At 32.8% G+C, this 18,008-nt stretch carries 10 protein-coding genes; 7 read left to right on the forward strand and 3 right to left on the reverse strand.

The genetic code is table 11. From position 1 onward, the window contains the following. Positions 1 to 14 precede the first annotated feature (14 nt). The 3 genes from ilvN to ilvD all read right to left on the reverse strand — a co-directional run bounded on the left by ilvN (position 15) and on the right by ilvD (position 4,034). On the reverse strand, positions 15 to 545 hold the full coding sequence (gene ilvN, locus HSX10_RS01450) for an acetolactate synthase small subunit (RefSeq protein WP_173586421.1): 531 nt from the start codon (positions 543 to 545) through the stop codon (positions 15 to 17). 2 nt (positions 546 to 547) lie between these two features. Further along, positions 548 to 2,281, reverse strand: a complete 1,734-nt coding sequence (ilvB, locus tag HSX10_RS01455; RefSeq protein WP_173586422.1) for a biosynthetic-type acetolactate synthase large subunit — start codon at positions 2,279 to 2,281, stop codon at positions 548 to 550. A 73-nt stretch (positions 2,282 to 2,354) separates the two neighbouring features. Continuing rightward, positions 2,355 to 4,034, reverse strand: a complete 1,680-nt coding sequence (ilvD, locus tag HSX10_RS01460) for a dihydroxy-acid dehydratase (protein ID WP_173586423.1) — start codon at positions 4,032 to 4,034, stop codon at positions 2,355 to 2,357. A 518-nt stretch (positions 4,035 to 4,552) separates the two neighbouring features. Here ilvD and HSX10_RS01465 point away from each other — a divergent pair. The 7 genes from HSX10_RS01465 (at position 4,553) to bglX (ending at position 17,954) form a co-directional block, all read left to right on the forward strand. Then, positions 4,553 to 7,345, forward strand: coding sequence for a helix-turn-helix and ligand-binding sensor domain-containing protein (locus tag HSX10_RS01465; RefSeq protein ID WP_173586424.1), 2,793 nt, complete (start codon positions 4,553 to 4,555; stop codon positions 7,343 to 7,345). 248 nt (positions 7,346 to 7,593) lie between these two features. Then, positions 7,594 to 10,620, forward strand: coding sequence for a SusC/RagA family TonB-linked outer membrane protein (locus HSX10_RS01470; protein WP_173586425.1), 3,027 nt, complete (start codon positions 7,594 to 7,596; stop codon positions 10,618 to 10,620). An 11-nt stretch (positions 10,621 to 10,631) separates the two neighbouring features. After that, entirely contained in the window at positions 10,632 to 12,167 is a 1,536-nt protein-coding gene (locus tag HSX10_RS01475) for a RagB/SusD family nutrient uptake outer membrane protein (RefSeq protein ID WP_173586426.1), read from the forward strand. A gap of 6 nt (positions 12,168 to 12,173) precedes the next feature. Further along, positions 12,174 to 13,241 carry a LamG domain-containing protein gene (locus HSX10_RS01480; RefSeq protein ID WP_173586427.1) on the forward strand — a complete coding sequence of 356 codons (1,068 nt, stop codon included), beginning with the start codon at positions 12,174 to 12,176 and terminating at the stop codon, positions 13,239 to 13,241. Positions 13,242 to 13,419: 178 nt separating this feature from the next. Then, on the forward strand, positions 13,420 to 14,787 hold the full coding sequence (locus HSX10_RS01485) for a glucoamylase family protein (protein ID WP_173586428.1): 1,368 nt from the start codon (positions 13,420 to 13,422) through the stop codon (positions 14,785 to 14,787). Between the two features lie 18 nt (positions 14,788 to 14,805). Next, positions 14,806 to 15,609 (forward strand): carboxylesterase family protein, encoded by an 804-nt coding sequence (locus HSX10_RS01490; protein ID WP_173586429.1) that lies wholly within the window; start codon positions 14,806 to 14,808, stop codon positions 15,607 to 15,609. A gap of 2 nt (positions 15,610 to 15,611) precedes the next feature. Continuing rightward, positions 15,612 to 17,954: a beta-glucosidase BglX gene (bglX, locus tag HSX10_RS01495; protein ID WP_173586430.1), complete on the forward strand. Its 2,343-nt coding sequence runs from the start codon at positions 15,612 to 15,614 to the stop codon at positions 17,952 to 17,954. Positions 17,955 to 18,008: the final 54 nt, after the last annotated feature.

Consider the following 18,008-nt stretch of genomic DNA (forward strand, 5'->3'; position numbering starts at 1 on the left):
TTTTCTTTATTTTTTTAATCTTGAAATGCTTCAAGTAATGTTGATATTTTCATTTTATCTTTGGTTACCGCAACACGACCAGAGCGTGTAAATTGCATAATGCCAAAGACATTTAATTCTCTATATAATAAATCTATTTCTTCTTTTCTGCCTGATTTTTCTAACACGAAGAATTCTTTGTTTACCGTTACAATTCTGGCATTGCTTTCTCTGATTATATTTTGAATTTGACGTTCATCGAATAATAATTCAGATTTAATTTTGAATAAACAAGACTCTTGGTAAATGATTTCATCTTCGGTGTGATAGTAAGCTTTTATAACTTCGACTTGTTTTTCTATCTGCCCTTGAATTTTTTTCATTTGAGCCTCTGTAATATTTACAACAATTGTGAATCTAGAAACTCCTTCAATTTCTGAAGGTGATGTGTTAAGACTCTCAATATTCATATGTCTTCTTTGGAATATTGCTGAAATCCTATTCAACAATCCTATATTGTTTTCCGTATAAATAGAAACGGTAAATTGTCTGTTTTCGTTTTCCATAATTACTCTAATCTTATATCTGAAACACTTGCACCTGTAGGTATCATAGGAAATACATTACCTTCCTTTTCTACTCTAACTTCCAAGAAATATGGACCTTCACAATCGATCATTTCTTTTACAGCTGCTTTTAAATCTTTTCTTTCGGTTACTTTTTGAGCTTCAATATGATAACCTTTTGCAATCGCTACAAAATCGGGATTTGTCATTTCTGTTGACGCATAACGTTTATCGAAAAATAGTTGTTGCCATTGCCTTACCATCCCAAGGAACTCGTTATTTAAAACCACAATTTTTACGGGTACTTTTTGTTGAAAAATAGTACCTAATTCTTGAATCGTCATTTGATAACCTCCATCTCCTGCAATCATTACAACTTCTCTGTTTGGTGCAGCCATTTTAGCTCCAATAGCAGCAGGTAATGCAAAACCCATAGTTCCTAAGCCTCCAGAGGTAATATTACTTTTTGATTTATTGAATTCAGCATAACGACATGCAATCATTTGATGTTGGCCAACATCACTAACAATAGCAGCATCACCTTTGGTTTGTATGTTGATTTCTTTCAACACTTCTGCCATTGTTATCCCTTCTTTTGTGGGATGTAAATCATTTTTAATAACTTTTTCGTACTCTATTTTGTATAAATCTTTGAATTTTTGATGCCATTCTTTATGTGAATTCGGGTTTAATAAAGGCAATAAGTTTTTTAAGCTTGCTTTAGAATCTCCAAGAACCGCGACATCTGTTTTTACATTTTTATCAATTTCAGCAGGATCAATATCGAAGTGAATCACCTTAGCTTGTTTTGCATATGAAGCTAAATTTCCTGTAACACGATCGTCAAAACGCATACCAATAGCAATTAAAACATCGCATTGGTTGGTTAAAACATTTGGTGCATAATTACCATGCATACCAACCATTCCTACATTTAAAGGGTGTGAAGTTGGTATTGCAGAAGCTCCTAAAATAGTCCAAGCAGAAGGAATTCCTGCTTTTTCAATAACGGCTTTAAATTCTTCTTCTGCTTTACCTAAAATAACACCTTGTCCCCAAACGATTAAAGGTTGTTTTGCGTTATTAATGAGTTCTGCTGCTGCTTTAAGAGAATTTTCATCCGTATCAGGTACAGGTTTGTAACTTCTTACACCTTTACACTTTTTGTATTCAAAATCAAATTCTTCAAATTGAGCATCTTTAGTGATGTCTACTAATACAGGTCCTGGTCTACCGCTTTTTGCGATATAAAATGCTTTTGCTAACATTTCAGGAATCTGTGAAGCTTTAGTGATTTGACAATTCCATTTTGTTACTGGTGTAGAAATACCTACGATATCAGTTTCCTGAAAGGCATCACTTCCTAATAAATGAGATCCCACCTGGCCCGTAATACAAACCATTGGTGTAGAGTCTATTTGTGCATCTGCAATCCCGGTAACAAGATTGGTAGCACCAGGACCTGAAGTCGCGATACAAACACCAACTTTACCGGAAATACGAGCGTAACCTTGTGCAGAATGCGTTGCTCCTTGTTCGTGGCGTGTTAAAACATGATGAATTTTATCTTGATACTTGTATAATTCATCATAAACAGGCATAATTGCACCACCTGGATATCCGTAAAGTATGTCGACACCTTCAGCTAATAAACATTTTATTATAGCTTCACTACCAGAAATACGTTCTGTAGTTGATGTCTTTTTTGGGTTGTTTTGTTCTGTTTTTACTTCCATAGTATAAAATGGATTATTGAGAATAGATTAAAAACTATTATGGTTTTATTCGTTTTCTCTTGACTCTTTCTTTTTAAAATTCATCCGTTACACATCCTTTAGATGCGGATGATACTGTTTTTGCATATTTATATAAAACACCACGTTCAAACTTTAATTCTGGTGCTTTCCATTTTTGACGTCTTTTTTGAAGTTCTACTTCAGAGACTTCAAGTGATATAGAATTTGTTTCAGCATCAATAGTAATAATATCTCCGTCTTTTACAACGGCAATAGTTCCTCCTTCTTGTGCTTCAGGTGTAATGTGTCCTACAACAAAACCATGTGTTCCTCCAGAGAATCTTCCGTCGGTAATTAAAGCCACATCTTTTCCTAAACCAGCTCCCATAATAGCAGCTGTAGGCTTTAACATTTCTGGCATACCTGGTCCGCCTTTTGGTCCTTCGTATCTAATGACAATAACATCGCCTTTTTCAACTTTACCATCTCTAATACCATCATTTGCTGCATATTCTCCTTCAAAAACTTTAGCTTTTCCTCTAAAGCATAAGCCTTCTTTTCCTGTGATTTTTGCAACACTTCCTTCTGTAGCTAAATTTCCGTAAAGCATTCTTAAATGTCCTGAAATTTTAATAGGTTTTTCAATAGGGTGTATAACATCTTGACCTTCTTTTAAGTCAGGAACATCTAATAAATTCTCTGCAATTGTTTTTCCTGTAACAGTTAAACAATCACCATGAATTAATCCTTTTTTAAGTAAATATTTTAATACTGCAGGTATTCCGCCAACAGCATGTATGTCTTCCATTAAATATTTTCCACTTGGTTTTAAGTCGGCCAAAAATGGTGTATTGTCACTAATATCTTGAAAATCTTTTAAGGTGAAATCAATTTGAGCAGCTCTTGCAATGGCTAAAAAGTGTAATACAGCATTGGTAGAACCACCTAATATTGTAACGAGTCTTACTGCGTTTTCTAAAGATTTTCTAGTAATTATATCAGACGGTTTAATATCTTTTTCTAATAATAAACGTAGGGCTTCACCAGCTCTTACAGATTCTTCTTTTTTAGCATCACTTAATGCTGGGTTAGAAGAGTTAAAAGGCAAAGTCATTCCTAAGGCTTCAATTGCAGAAGCCATTGTGTTTGCAGTGTACATTCCGCCGCAAGCACCAGCACCTGGACAAGCTTTTTCAACAATATTTTGATATTCTGTTTCGTCCATGGTTCCGGCAACTTTACTTCCCCATGCTTCAAAAGCAGAAACGACATCTAGTTTTTTACCATTATGGCAACCTGAATCAATCGTTCCTCCATAAACCAAAATACTTGGTCGGTCTAAACGAATCATTGCCATTAATGCACCTGGCATATTTTTATCACATCCTACTACGGTAATTAATCCGTCATAACTCATAGCTTGCACTACAGTTTCCATAGAATCTGCAATAATATCTCTAGAAGGTAATGAGTAACGCATTCCTGGTGTTCCCATAGAAATACCGTCACTAACACCAATGGTGTTGAATATTAATCCTACAACATCTTCGTTCTTCGTTCCTTCTTTTACATGTTTTGCTAAATCGTTTAGATGCATATTACAAGGGTTACCTTCGTAACCTGTACTAGCGATTCCAACGATTGGTTTGAGGAAATCTTCTTTTGTTAATCCAATAGCGTGCAACATAGCTTGAGCAGCCGGTTGTGTTGCGTCTTGAGTAACTGTTTTACTGTATTTATTTAATTCGCTCATAGTTTATTAAAGGCAAAATTTATTTAATGAATCTAAATTACTTTATATGTGCTGTTTTAGTGAAAGAGTTCTTATTTTTTAGCTAAATTCAATTGTTCTACACTTGGTTTAAATTATTGTTAATCAATTATTTAGGCGTTTTTAATTATGATGTTCAAATATTTATTTTTTTTGCATAAAAAAAGCCTTCCGTTTAAAAGGAAGGCTTTAAAATAAATATATGTTTTATTTTGATTATAGCATTCCTTGGCTTTGAGAAATAATCTCAATGCGAATAATAGAAATGATATTAATGACTTGTTTTTTCATAAGTGTTGTCAAATATTGTGAATTATTTTTTGAAATAAAAATTTATAGAACTTAATTTTTTGTTTTTTTATATGCGGCCTATTTTTAACCTTATTATTTAATGATTTTTTTGTAATTCTTATATTTTATATTTGTGTTAGATGTAACGGAGGTTAATTTTACATTAGTAAGTCATAGCTTCTATCATAAATTTTTGGTATTTTAATAAAATGAATAAGCTATCTTTTTTTTTTATTTTCTTTTTTTTATTCTCTACGCACTGTTATAGTCAATTTACACCAAGCATACATAATTATACTTTAGCAGAGTATAAGGCTGGTAATCAAAATTGGGATATTACTAGGGCAAATGACGGTAAGGTGTATGTTGCTAATAATAGTGGCTTGTTGGAGTATGATGGTCTAGTATGGAAATTTCATCAATTACCTAATAAAACAATTGTGCGGTCTGTATTGTCGGTAAATAATATTGTTTATACTGGCTCTTATGAGGAATTTGGTTACTGGAAGCGTAATGAGTTTGGATTTCTAAAATACTATTCTTTAAGTGATACTATACTTGATATTATTTCTCCTAATGAAGAAATATGGGAAATAGTGAATTTTGATGATAAGATTATCTTTAGATCTTTCTCTAATATATATGTTTACGATTTTGAGACAGTCAGGCAATTGCACACAAATTCAGTTATTATATCGTGTAATGTTATAAATGATAATTTGTATATCAGTACATTAAATGAAGGTGTGTTTTTGTTGAAAGATAAAGATTTAGAGCTTTTTTATTTTAATGAGCTATTAAAAGACACTAAGATTATTTCGGTTAGTAATTATGGAGGGAAACTTTTATTAATGACTTCACTTAAAGGAAGTTTCTTTTTAGATGAGCACAATTTAAAACCAACTAATTTTGAAATTAATGAACAAATAAAATTACATCAACTAAACCATTTTTCTGTTTTAAGCAATGGAGATATGGTATTTGGAACAATAAAAGACGGTGTTTTTTTAAGTGATAAGAGTGGAAATTTAAAATATCATATAAGTAAAGAAAATGGGTTACTCAATAATACTGTTTTAGCTCAATCTATAGATTCTACAGATAACCTTTGGTTAGGTTTAGATAATGGAATAGCGCATATACAGCTTAGTAGTAGTAATTATTTTTTTAATGATGTTTCAGGTAAGTTAGGTGCTGTTTATGATATTGTGGAGTTTAAGGATACAATTTATATAGGGACTAATACAGGATTGTTTTTGTTAGACGAATTTGATAAATTACAATTTGTAGAAGGTTCTCAGGGGCAAGTTTGGGATTTAAAGATTATTGATGATGAACTTTTTTGTGGACATAATGAAGGTACTTTTTTAGTGAATAAAAAAACTATTAATTTTATTTCTAGATATACAGGTGGATACACCATAAGAAAAGTACCTGAAAAAGAAAATACTTATATACAAGGAACATACTCTGGCTTAGTTAAGTTTGAGAAAATAGATGGTAAATGGGAAGTTAAACATTTAGGAAAAACGACTATTCCTTCTAAGTCTCTAGTTTTCGAAAATGCTAATACCGCTTGGGTTGCACATGCTACAAAAGGAATTTATAGAGTAATATTTGATAAAAATTATGATTCCGTAACTTCTATAATCGATTATCGTGAAAAAGGGATACATTCAGATTATAATGTTAGGTTGTATAATATTAAAAATGCTATTTGTTTTAAGACGAATGAAGGATGGCAGAAATATGAACCTATTATAGATTCTATTACGCCTTACAATCTGCTTAATGATAAATTAGGAAAGGGCAGTTATATCATTTCAGGAGTAAGTAAAGATCTGTTTGCTTTAAAAGATAAAAGTGGATATATTAAATTTAAGTCCTTTTCTGATGATGAAGACAGGTTATTTTTAAACGATAGATCTTTAAAGAATAGATATATTATTGGTTACGAAAATATGTCTACAATTAGAGATTCTGTTTATGCTTTGAGTTTAGATAATGGATTTATGATGATTAATAATACTTCTGCCAATACTACAAATTTATATCGGCCTAATATAGAGAGTATAGCTGTTAATGGAGTATCAATAAGTCTTTCTAATATTTATAAAGAAGGTGTGCGTTTTAATTTTAATGAGAATATTGCAATTGAATTAACGTCATCGAAATCTACAAATTATTTTTTAGAATATAATATTCCTGAAACGGATGATATATGGTATAAAATTGAAGGTAGTACAGTAGAGTTTTCAAATCTAATAGATGGTGAATATACATTTGCTTTTAGAATAAATGATAATTCAGGTAAAGTCTCACCTGTTACAAGTATAAAAATAGATGTTCTTCCTCCTTGGTATAGAGATACAATAGGTTTTGTGCTTTATAATCTTTTGGCAGCTATGATTGTTGTAATCTTCTATACGATGCATAATAGAAAAGTAGCTAAAGAGCAACATCTTATTAAAATTAAATATCAAAAGGAGCAGGAAAAATTATTAAGAGAGCAAACCTTAGAGAATGAGAAACAAATGGTTCAGCTTAAAAATGAATCGTTACAAAACGAAATTAAACTTAAAAGCAAGCAATTAGCTAATAATGCAATGGCTTTAGTAAAAAAGAATGAGACATTACAAGATATTAAAAATGAACTACAAGTTAATAAAGATGGTTTTAGTAATTATTATTCTTATAAAAAGTTAGTAAAGAAACTTGATAACTCAATTGTTTTAAAAGATGAATGGGAGGTTTTTGAAAATAACTTTAGTCAAGTTCATGATGAGTTTTTTGAAATACTAAAAGCAAAACATTCTAGTCTTAAACCAAAAGATTTAAAAATGTGTGCCTACATCAAAATGAATCTTTCGTCTAAAGAAATAGCTCCACTTATGAATATCTCGGTTAGAGGGGTCGAAACACATAGATATCGATTAAAAAAGAAGTTAGATTTAGAAAATGATATTTCTTTGGTGGATTATTTATTAAATATTAAAAATTAAGCTTCAATATCTGTTTTATCACAGCGATTTGATACGTCAATACTACGTCATTTTAGGTTTTATTATTCTACTACAACGTTTTTCTAATTGGTTTATGCTACGTCACGTATAGTTTTTTTAGTAGAAACGGCTCTTCTTCATCATGCATGACGTATTTAAAATGTAAAAAGAGATTAACATAGTTTAACATTAGATTATAACTTCGTATTAAATAAACTAACTCTATAATTTAATATTAAACAATCTATATGAAAACAAAAATTAGTCTATTGTTGATGTTGTTTTTTTCAATCTGTTCTTTTGCACAACAGATAGAAATTAATGGAACGGTAACAAGTGAGAGTGACGGTATGCCTTTGCCAGGGACTAGCGTCATTATTAAAGGAACAGATAGGGGAGTCACTACAGATTTTGATGGGAAGTACATGATTATGGCAGAAGTAGGTGAGCAATTAGAGTTCAGCTATATTGGTTTTGTGCCTCAAGTAATTACTGTAGGTTATGAAAATCAATTGAATATTACTTTAATTGACGATGTTGCTTCTCTAAATGAAGTGGTTGTCGTTGGTTATGGTACTCAGAAAAAAGCTGATTTAACGAGTGCTATTTCAACGATTAAACCAGAGGAATTACAAAAAACACCTTCTGCTCAAGTTGCTCAGAGTTTTCAGGGTAAAGTTGCAGGTGTACAGGTAAGTAGTATGGGATCTCCTGGAGAAACACCAGAAATTATTATTAGAGGTACCAATTCATTATATGGTAACTCTTCGCCATTGTTTGTTGTTGATGGTGCTTTTTTTGATAACGTAGATTTCTTAAACTCTAGTGAGATTGAAAGTGTATCAATATTAAAAGATGCTTCAGCTTCTGCTATATACGGTGTAAGAGCTGCAAATGGTGTTGTTTTAATAACAACTAAAGGAGGTAGACTTAATAAGAAAGCAGAGATTACATTTTCTACTTATTATGGTATGCAAATAGCTCAGAATGTTTTAAAAATGGCAAACACAGAACAGTTTGTAACTTTTGCACAAGAATCTGGTTCTGCAGCAGAAATTTCAAGTGTTAATCAAGCGATGCAAAGATTTGGTCGTAGTAGAGTAAATCCTAATATACCTGATGTAAATACAGATTGGTATGATGAGGTTCTTAGAGTTGCTTCTATTGAGAATCATGATTTTCAAGTTAATGGAGGAGGAGCAGATATTTCTTATTCTGTTGGTGGTAACTTTTTTGCTCAAGATGGTATTCTTGATATGAAAAATAGTTACGAACGTTTTAATGTTAGAGCCAAAGTAGATGCAAAAGTTAATGATTGGCTTAAAGTTGGTGGAAATATGTTATACAGTAATGCTGTAAAATATGACGATGAAGCTTCTGCATGGCAAGAAACTTATTTTGCAGTGCCAATTTTACCAGTATATGATAGTAATTTTACTGATGCAGATCCTTTACCATACTCAGATGCAAGAGAAATAGGATATAGAAATTCTCAAAATCCATTTACATTATTAGATAATTCTGATAGAAGAGGAGAAAGAAGAAGAACTGTAGCTAATTTTTATGCGGATTTTAAATTGATTCCTGAACAATTAAGTTTTAAAAGTAGTTTGTCTTATAACTATTTAGGTGTAAATGAGCGTATTGTTTCTCTTCCATATTATGTTACGGATGATTATCAAAGAAGTGTTAATCAGTCTTCAATAACTCGAAACAATGCCGTTACAGAAAACTACATTTGGGATAATACATTGACATATACAAATACCTTTGGAGAGCATGATATTACCGTTTTAGCAGGTATGTCTTTTAGGGATGATTATGCTAGTAACTTTGGAGCTTCTGGTAATTTTGATCCTAATGGTGCTTTTATTAGAAATAACGATAAAACTTGGTATTTAACAAATACTTCTGAAGATAGTAGAACAGCATATGATGGCGGAAGTCGTTCTTATGGCTTCTCTTATTTTACTAGAGCACAATATAAATTTAATGATAAGTACTTAGCTTATGCAACATTTCGTGCAGAAGGAAGTAATAAGTACGATGAAACTTATGTGTATTTACCTGCATTTGGTTTAGGTTGGGAATTATCTAAAGAATCTTTCATGGAAAATGTAGGATTTATAGATTATTTAAAACTTAGAGCGGGTTGGGGTAGATTAGCAAATGATGCTGTGCCAGCTAGTATTCCTCAAAGTGCTTCAACTATTTCTACAGTTTTTGATGATACTTTAGTAAATGGATTTCAATTCTCTACATCATCTGATGATTTAGATTGGGAATATACAGAAGAGTTAAATTTAGGTTTGTCTTCTAACTTCTTTAATAATCGTTTGTCTCTAGAAGCTGATTATTTTATAAAAGATACAGAGAATTTAGCAATCCCAGTTTTACCATTAATAGGTACAGATGTTAGTTACCAAAATGTTGGGTCACTTAGAAATAAAGGACTAGAATTAGCGGCGACTTGGAATGGTAGAATATCAGATGACTGGAGTTATTCTATCTCAGGAAACTTTAGTACTCTAGATAATGAAATTACAAGTCTTGAAGGTCAGCCATATATTGATACAGGAACAGCAGAAGCACGTCAGCGTTTAGTTGTTGGTCAGCCAATAAATGTGTTTTATGGTTGGGAAATAGAAGGAGTATACCAAAATCAAGCAGAGATTGATGCAGATCCAGTAGCTCAAGCAGCAATTGCAGATGGTACGGATATTAAACCAGGTTATTTTAAGTATAAAGACAACAATTCAAGTGGTACTTTAGATAGTGAAGATAGAGAGTACTTAGGATCACCAGTTCCAGATTATTATTACGGAGGTAGCTTAGGTCTTAATTATAAGAATTTCGAATTAAATGTTGCTTTTTACGGCCAAGGAGGAAACGTAATTTTAAATACAAACCGTATGGAAGTTATTCGAACTCAGGGACGTAATATAGATGCACAATTAGCAGTTAATCGCTGGCATGGTGAGGGGACTACAAATGAATTTCCATCATCAGAAGGTTATAGAAATGTTTGGAATCAGAGATTATCTAAATTCTTTTTACAAGAAGGTGATTTCTTCAGAATTCAAAACATTCAATTAGCATACACTTTGAGAGAAGAGAATTTACCTGAAATGCGTTTTACTTTAACTGCAGATAGACCTTTTCTTTCAACTAAAAGTTATGACGGTTTTAATCCAGAAGTGGGGTTTGATGGTAGAGATACTCAAACATATCCAACACCTTCAGTTTATACATTTGGTGTAACAGTAAAACTTTAAAAAATTAAAAGATGAAAAAAATATTTAATATAAGATTGATTTTATTCATACTACCTGTTTTCATGTTTACATGTGATGATCAGTTAGATGAACAACAAGAACTAGTCGTTGTTGTAGATGATATTGATTACACTAGTGAAGACGGTGCCTTAGGTGCATTAGTTGGTGCCTATCAAAAATTTAATGACATAGGGTGGGAGCAAATACCTTTATTATCTGTAAGGGGAGATGATGTAAATGCAGGAGGTCTTGGAGATCAGCAGGGTTTTGCAGATACGGATAATTATGTTTACGATAATAATTTCTGGATGTATAATGTGTTTTTTGAAAACTGGGCACAAGATATACTTCAAATTACAGCTCAAATAGAACAATTAGAGAAATTTAGAGCAGCAGGTGTAGATTCAGATTTAATAGATCAATACGTTGCAGAATGTAGAGTGTTAAGAGGTTTTGTAACTCTAGAGCTTTCTAGAATGTTTGGAGATGTATATAAAATTGAGACTACAGATCAGACACAAATAGAAGTGCTTCCTAAAGATGAATTAATGGTTTGGATTTCAGATGAAATGGATCAGTCAATTCCATATTTATTAGATACAGCTCCAAATCAAAGAGTAGATTTACCAGGAGGGATTACTAAATACACCGGTTTAACAGTTAAGGCAATGGCTAATTTAGAAGTTGGTAATTACCAAAACGTTGCAGATGCAACAGGTGAAATTATTAATTCTAATCGTTTTCAGCTTTTTGATGATTATTACCACCTATTTAAAACAGATGGGAAATTAGCTAATGAAAATATTATGGAAATTCAATATTCAGATTTTGGTCAGGCATCAGGAGAAAATGTAAGTCATTTGTTTGAATTTTATGGACCAGAAAATTGGACAGCTGCTGTGCCAGAAGCTGGTAGCGGTTGGGGATTTTATGAGCCAAGTTTCAAGTTTGTTAAATTCATGTTAGATAGAGGAGAAACAGTTCGTTTAGAAACTAGTGTGTTATTTACAGATAGAGGTATTGCAGAATTGCAAACTGACCCTAATTACGCAACGTTACCAAGTTGGATATCTAATACAACAAGAGATGGAGATGTTATTAACGATTTCACAAGAGCGTATTTTTCTAGTGGTAAACATTATTTACCTTCTATAGAGTTAACTCCTGGTAGAACTACTTACGGAACTAATAAAAACTATACAGTTATTCGTTATTCTGAAGTGTTACTAATGTATGCAGAGGCATTAACAAGAGGTGCTTCTGGTTCAGCGGGTACTGCAGATAGTGCTGTTAACTTAATTAGAAACCGTGCAGGATTAGATAATTTAAGTGGTGTTACTAGTGATCAAGTTATGGACGAGAAATTTGCAGAATTAGGAATGGAATGGGGAATTAGATTCTATGACATGGTTAGACTTGGAGAAACTGAAGAGTTGAGCTACGATGGAAGAAATTTCACCATGGAAAAAGCCTTTTTGCCTTATCCACAAGCGCAATTAGATCAGAGTTATATTCTTAATGCTTATAATCAAAACCAAAACGACTAAGAAATTATGAAAAATATAGTATTAAAAATAGCAGTAGTTTTTACGGTGCTTTTCTTAGCATCATGTGATGACGGTATAGATCCAATAACTCAAGTTAATTCAGGACCAGATCTAGAAGATCCAACAGCTCAAATTGTGAGTCCTAATGGAAATGTGTTAATTCCATTTACAGATACGGAAATAAATTTAGATATCGAGGTTTTAGTCGAAGATGATATAGAAATTAGCAATGTAACTGTCATTTTAGACGGTAATACCATTAGAACCTTTGATAGTTTTTTAGATTACCGAATATTCATGGATTCATTTCAATATGAAAACTTGCAATTAGGAAGTCATACTATTGTTGTGGAGGCAACGGATATGAGTGGCAAAACAGCATCCGATAGCTTAACTTTTAATCTTGATAACTCTTACCTACCTAGTGTGGAGGGAGAAACTTTTTATATGCCATTTTTTGAAGGGTTGTATACTGAGTTAATTAGTGAATCGGATCCTATAGAGGTTGGAACACCAAATATCGTTTCTGGTGGTTATTCTGGTAGTACTTATGAAGGAACTACAGATTCATATTTAACATTTCCAATTGATGGTTTGTTTGGTGAAGACGCTTTTAGTGCAACATTCTGGTATAAGGTAAATAGTACGCCGGATCGTGCAGGGATTTTAGTTGTAGGAAATGATACTCCAGAAAATAGAAATCAAGGTTTTAGATTGTTTAGAGAAGGCAATGAAACGGAACAAACTATTAAAGCAAACATAGGTGTTGGTGCAGCAGAAAGTTGGAATGATGGTGGGATGATTGATGTTACTGCAGGCGAATGGGTTCATGTAGCTTTAACTGTTTCTGCAACAGAAAGTAAAATCTACTTAAACGGTAATTTACAAAATACGACTGTTCTAGATTCTAGTATTGATTGGACAGATTGTACAGATATAACAATTGGTGCTGGTGGAGAAACTTTTAGTTACTGGGGACATTTATCTGATTTAAGTTTAATAGATGAATTAAAATTATATAATAAAGCTTTGTCTCAGGTAGAAATAAGTTCTATGCAGCCACAAGAAGAATAAAGTTTAGTCTAATAATTACCCCTAGTTTTTTTTAGCGGCATTTTTAATTATTGAAATGCCGCTTATTCTTACCTGTCTTTTAGTTTGAAAATAGAAATTAAATGTTTTTTTTGATTTAGTAAGAAGTACAATAAAATGTAAGAATGTCAACGCAATTCTTTGTTTAGAATATTAGAAAATGAGTAACATAAAAAAAATTAAATTATTAATAATCACTTTACTGTGTTTAAGCTGTGGTTCAGACAATGGGCCTGGTTATCAGGAGCCATATAATCCAGGTGGTGATGATCCTATAGTTGAAGACTTAACAGACGAAGAATTATTAGATCTAACCCAAGAAACGACTTTTAAATATTTCTGGGATTATGCAGAGTCTAACTCTGGTGCAGCTAGAGAACGTTACCATGTAAATGATCCTTCAGATAGTGAAAATGTAGTCACAACAGGAGGTAGTGGTTTTGGTCTTATGGCAATTTTAGTAGGTGTTGAAAGAGGTTATATTTCAAGAAGTGAAGGTTATGATAGATTAAGTCAGATTTTAAATTTCTTTGAAAACGCAGATCGTTTTCATGGCGCTTGGCCACATTGGATTAATGGAGTAAATGGTAACGTTATTCCTTTCAGCGATCAAGATAATGGTGGTGATTTAGTTGAAACTGCACTTTTTGCACAAGGATTAATTTGTGTAAAAGAATATTTTAAGGACGGATCTGAAGAAGAAGCCATTTTAGCGACTCAAGCAGATGTGTTATGGAAAGGTGTAGAATGGAATTGGTATACTCAAAACCAAAATGCTTTGTATTGGCATTGGAGTCCAGATAATGGATTTACAATGAATCTAGAATTAAAAGGTTACAACGAAACATTAATCGCTTTTGTTTTAGGAGCAGCATCAACAGATTACGCTATTGCACCAGAGGTATATAACGAAGGTTGGGCTAGTAATGGAAGTATTGTTTCTTCGGAAAGTCAATACAATATTCCGTTGATTTTAGATCATGCAGGCTCGGGATCAGGTCCTTTATTTTGGGCGCATTATTCATATTTAGGGTTAAACCCAACCAACTTAACGGATCAGTATGCGAATTACTGGGATTTAAATGTGAATCATACCAATATCAATTATCAGCATTGTGTTAATAACCCAAATAACTATGTGGATTATGGTTCAGATTGTTGGGGTTTAACAGCAAGTTATTCTAGAAATTCAGATGGTTCTATAGGGTATTCTGCTCATAGTCCTGAAAATGATTTAGGTGTTATTTCACCTACGGCAGCAATTAGTTCTATGCCTTACACACCAGAGAAATCACTTGCAGCTTTACATTATTTTTATAGTAAGAAAGATATATTATTAGGACCTGCAGGATTTTATGATGCCTTTAGTCCGCAATATAATGATTGGGTTACAGAAAGATATTTAGCAATAGATCAAGGGCCAGAAATTATTATGATAGAGAATTATAGAACCGGACTTTTGTGGAATTATTTTATGCAAAATGAAGATGTTCAAAATGGTTTAAATGCATTAGGCTTCTCCTATTAAATTTCAAATAAAAGAATCATGAAACATTTATTTTTAGTCTTAATTTTTGGTGTCACATTTTTGAATTCAGTTAGTGTAATCGCACAGAAAACCGAATCGTCAAAAGATTTGTTCTCGTATGAACATCATATGGTTAATGGCGATACGCTAAATTATAGAATGCTTCTGCCAAAAGATTTTGATGCCTCTAAAAAGTATCCATTAGTATTGATGCTTCATGGAGCTGGAGAACGTGGTAGCGATAATAAAAAGCAACTGAATAATGGCGCTAGCTTGTTTCTGAATAAAAAACACCGAGATTCTTTTCCTGCAATTGTGATTTTTCCACAATGTCCACAAAATGATTATTGGTCTAAACTAGATGCCGATCGCTCTACAAAGCCAATTACATTTAATTATAAATACAATGAGGCACCAACTAAAGCTATGGCTTTGGTAACAGATTTAATGACAGAGATGGTCGCTAAACCGTACGTGAAAACTAATCAGGTTTACGCCATGGGATTATCTATGGGAGGTATGGGAACTTTTGAGATTATCTACCGTAATCCTGAAATGTTTGCAGCTGCAATTCCTATTTGTGGTGGTGGAGATCCAGAATATGTAACAGCTTATGCGAAAATGATTCCACTTTGGATTTTTCACGGAGCTAAAGATGATGTTGTAGATCCAAAATTATCACTAAGCATGGCATCAGCAATAATAAGTGCAGGCGGATTTCCTAAACTTACTTTATACGATTTTGCAAATCATAATAGTTGGGATCCAGCTTTTGCAGAACCAGAACTTTTAAAATGGCTTTTTTCAAATACTAAATTATAATAATGAAGAGATTAATTAGCATAAAAACTATCGCAATTGCCGTTATGGCAATGACCCTAGCAAACTGTAATTCTAATACGACTACAGAGATTAAATCGACATCAGATACAGAAAATCCTTTTGCTTCAAAAGTAGATTCTATTTTAGAATTAATGACTATTGATGAAAAAATAGGGCAACTTAATCTGCCAACTTCAGGTGATATTACAACAGGAGCTGCTAAAGGTTCTGATGTAGGAGAACGTATAAAACAAGGTAAAGTAGGTGGTTTATTCAATATTAAAACAGCAGAAAAGATTTATGAAGTTCAAAAGATTGCTGTAGAACAAAGCCGATTAGGTATTCCTTTAATTTTCGGTATGGATGTTATTCATGGTTATAAAACAACGTTTCCAATTCCTCTAGGTTTGTCTAGTTCATGGGATATGGAAATGATAGAAAAAACAGCAAGAGTAGCTGCGATAGAAGCAAGTGCAGATGGTATAAACTGGACGTTTTCACCTATGGTAGATATCTCTAGAGATCCACGTTGGGGGCGCGTTTCTGAAGGAAATGGTGAAGATCCTTTTCTAGGAAGTAGAATTGCAGAAGCAATGGTAAAAGGATACCAACAAGATGATCTAAGTGAGAATAATACTTTAATGGCATGTGTAAAACATTTTGCATTATATGGAGCGCCAGAAGCTGGGAGAGATTATAATACGGTAGATATGAGCCGAATTAGAATGTATAATGAATATTTAGAACCTTATAAAGCAGCTATTGATGCAGGTGTTGGTTCTGTAATGGCATCATTTAACGAAATAGATGGTGTGCCAGCAACAGGAAATAAATGGTTACTTACAGATTTGTTACGTGATGATTGGGGTTTTAATGGTTTTGTTGTAACGGATTATACTGGGATTTACGAAATGACAGAACACGGAATTGGAGATAAATACCAAGTGTCTGAGCAAGCTTTAAAAGCAGGAGTAGATATGGATATGGCAGGGGATTCTCCTTCAATACCTGTTGCTTTTGTAAAAACATTAAAGGAATCTTATGAGAATGGTAAGGTTTCTATGAATGATATTGATACCGCTGTGAGACGAATGCTAACGGCTAAGTTTCAGTTAGGTTTATTTGATGATCCATACAAATATTGTGATGTTAATAGAGCAAAAACAGAAATTTTTACACCAGAAAACAAAGCATTTGCACGTAAGGTAGCTGCCGAATCTATGGTTTTACTTAAAAATGAAGATCAATTATTACCTATTAAAAAATCGGGAACTATTGGTTTAATTGGGCCATTAGCTAAAGCGACAAATAATATGGCTGGTACTTGGAGTGTGGCTACAGATCAAGAGAAATCTAATTCTGTTTTCGATGGATTAACAGAAGTTGTTGGTGATAAAGCGACTTTGTTATATGCTAAAGGAAGTAATATAGATTATGATTTAGGATTAGAACAAAGAGCAACTATGTTTGGTAAAGATATTCCAAGAGATGGTCGTACGGATAAACAATTGTTAGACGAGGCGCTTCAAGTCGCTGCCAGATCTGATGTTATTGTAGCGACTATTGGTGAGTCAGCAGAGTTAAGTGGAGAGAGTAGTAGTAGAACCGATTTGGGTATTCCGCAAGTACAAAAGGATTTATTAAATGCCTTGTTAAAAACAGGAAAGCCTGTAGTTTTAGTTCTGTTTACGGGGAGACCTTTGGTTTTAGTAGAAGAAAACGAAAATGTGCCAGCAATACTTAATGTTTGGTTTCCTGGTAGTGAAGCAGGTTTAGCTATTTCAGATGTATTATTTGGTGATGTTAACCCTTCTGGGAAATTAACAGCAACCTTCCCGAGAAATGTAGGGCAGGTGCCAATTTTTTATAATCATAAAAATACAGGAAGACCTTTAGGTAACGACCAAGGTAAATTTGAGAAGTTTAAAAGTAATTACATCGATGTTCGTAACGAGCCTTTATATCCTTTTGGTTATGGTTTAAGTTATACAAAATTCGATTATTCTAACTTAGCAATTAATACAGCTACAATTGACATGAATGGTTCTGTTGAGGTTTCTGTAGATGTTACTAATTCGGGTGATTACGACGGTAAAGAAGTAGTGCAACTCTATGTTAGAGATCTTGTTGGTACAGTCACAAGACCGGTTAAAGAATTAAAAGGTTTTCAAAAAGTTGAAATTAAAAAAGGAGAAACTAAAACAGTTAGTTTTACGTTAACTGTAGAAGATTTAAAGTTCTATAATTCAGAATTAGATTTTGTAGCAGAACCTGGGCAGTTTCAAGTGTTCGTTGGTACAAATTCAGACACTAAAATGATGAAAGAATTTGAATTGAAAAAATAATAATAGTACACTATTTAATGCTTGTGCAGATATTTAAGTTGAAAACCTCAAGAT

This window comes from Winogradskyella undariae, from assembly GCF_013285155.1.
GTDB classification, from domain to species: Bacteria; Bacteroidota; Bacteroidia; order Flavobacteriales; family Flavobacteriaceae; genus Winogradskyella; species Winogradskyella undariae.

Bases quoted from the DNA above. Each gene is read 5' to 3' on its own strand.
- ilvN (WP_173586421.1), bottom strand. From the start codon at position 545: ATGGAAAACGAAAACAGACAATTTACCGTTTCTATTTATACGGAAAAC.
- ilvB (WP_173586422.1), bottom strand. From the start codon at position 2,281: ATGGAAGTAAAAACAGAACAAAACAACCCAAAAAAGACATCAACTACA.
- ilvD (WP_173586423.1), bottom strand. From the start codon at position 4,034: ATGAGCGAATTAAATAAATACAGTAAAACAGTTACTCAAGACGCAACA.
- HSX10_RS01465 (WP_173586424.1), top strand. From the start codon at position 4,553: ATGAATAAGCTATCTTTTTTTTTTATTTTCTTTTTTTTATTCTCTACG.
- HSX10_RS01470 (WP_173586425.1), top strand. From the start codon at position 7,594: ATGAAAACAAAAATTAGTCTATTGTTGATGTTGTTTTTTTCAATCTGT.
- HSX10_RS01475 (WP_173586426.1), top strand. From the start codon at position 10,632: ATGAAAAAAATATTTAATATAAGATTGATTTTATTCATACTACCTGTT.
- HSX10_RS01480 (WP_173586427.1), top strand. From the start codon at position 12,174: ATGAAAAATATAGTATTAAAAATAGCAGTAGTTTTTACGGTGCTTTTC.
- HSX10_RS01485 (WP_173586428.1), top strand. From the start codon at position 13,420: ATGAGTAACATAAAAAAAATTAAATTATTAATAATCACTTTACTGTGT.
- HSX10_RS01490 (WP_173586429.1), top strand. From the start codon at position 14,806: ATGAAACATTTATTTTTAGTCTTAATTTTTGGTGTCACATTTTTGAAT.
- bglX (WP_173586430.1), top strand. From the start codon at position 15,612: ATGAAGAGATTAATTAGCATAAAAACTATCGCAATTGCCGTTATGGCA.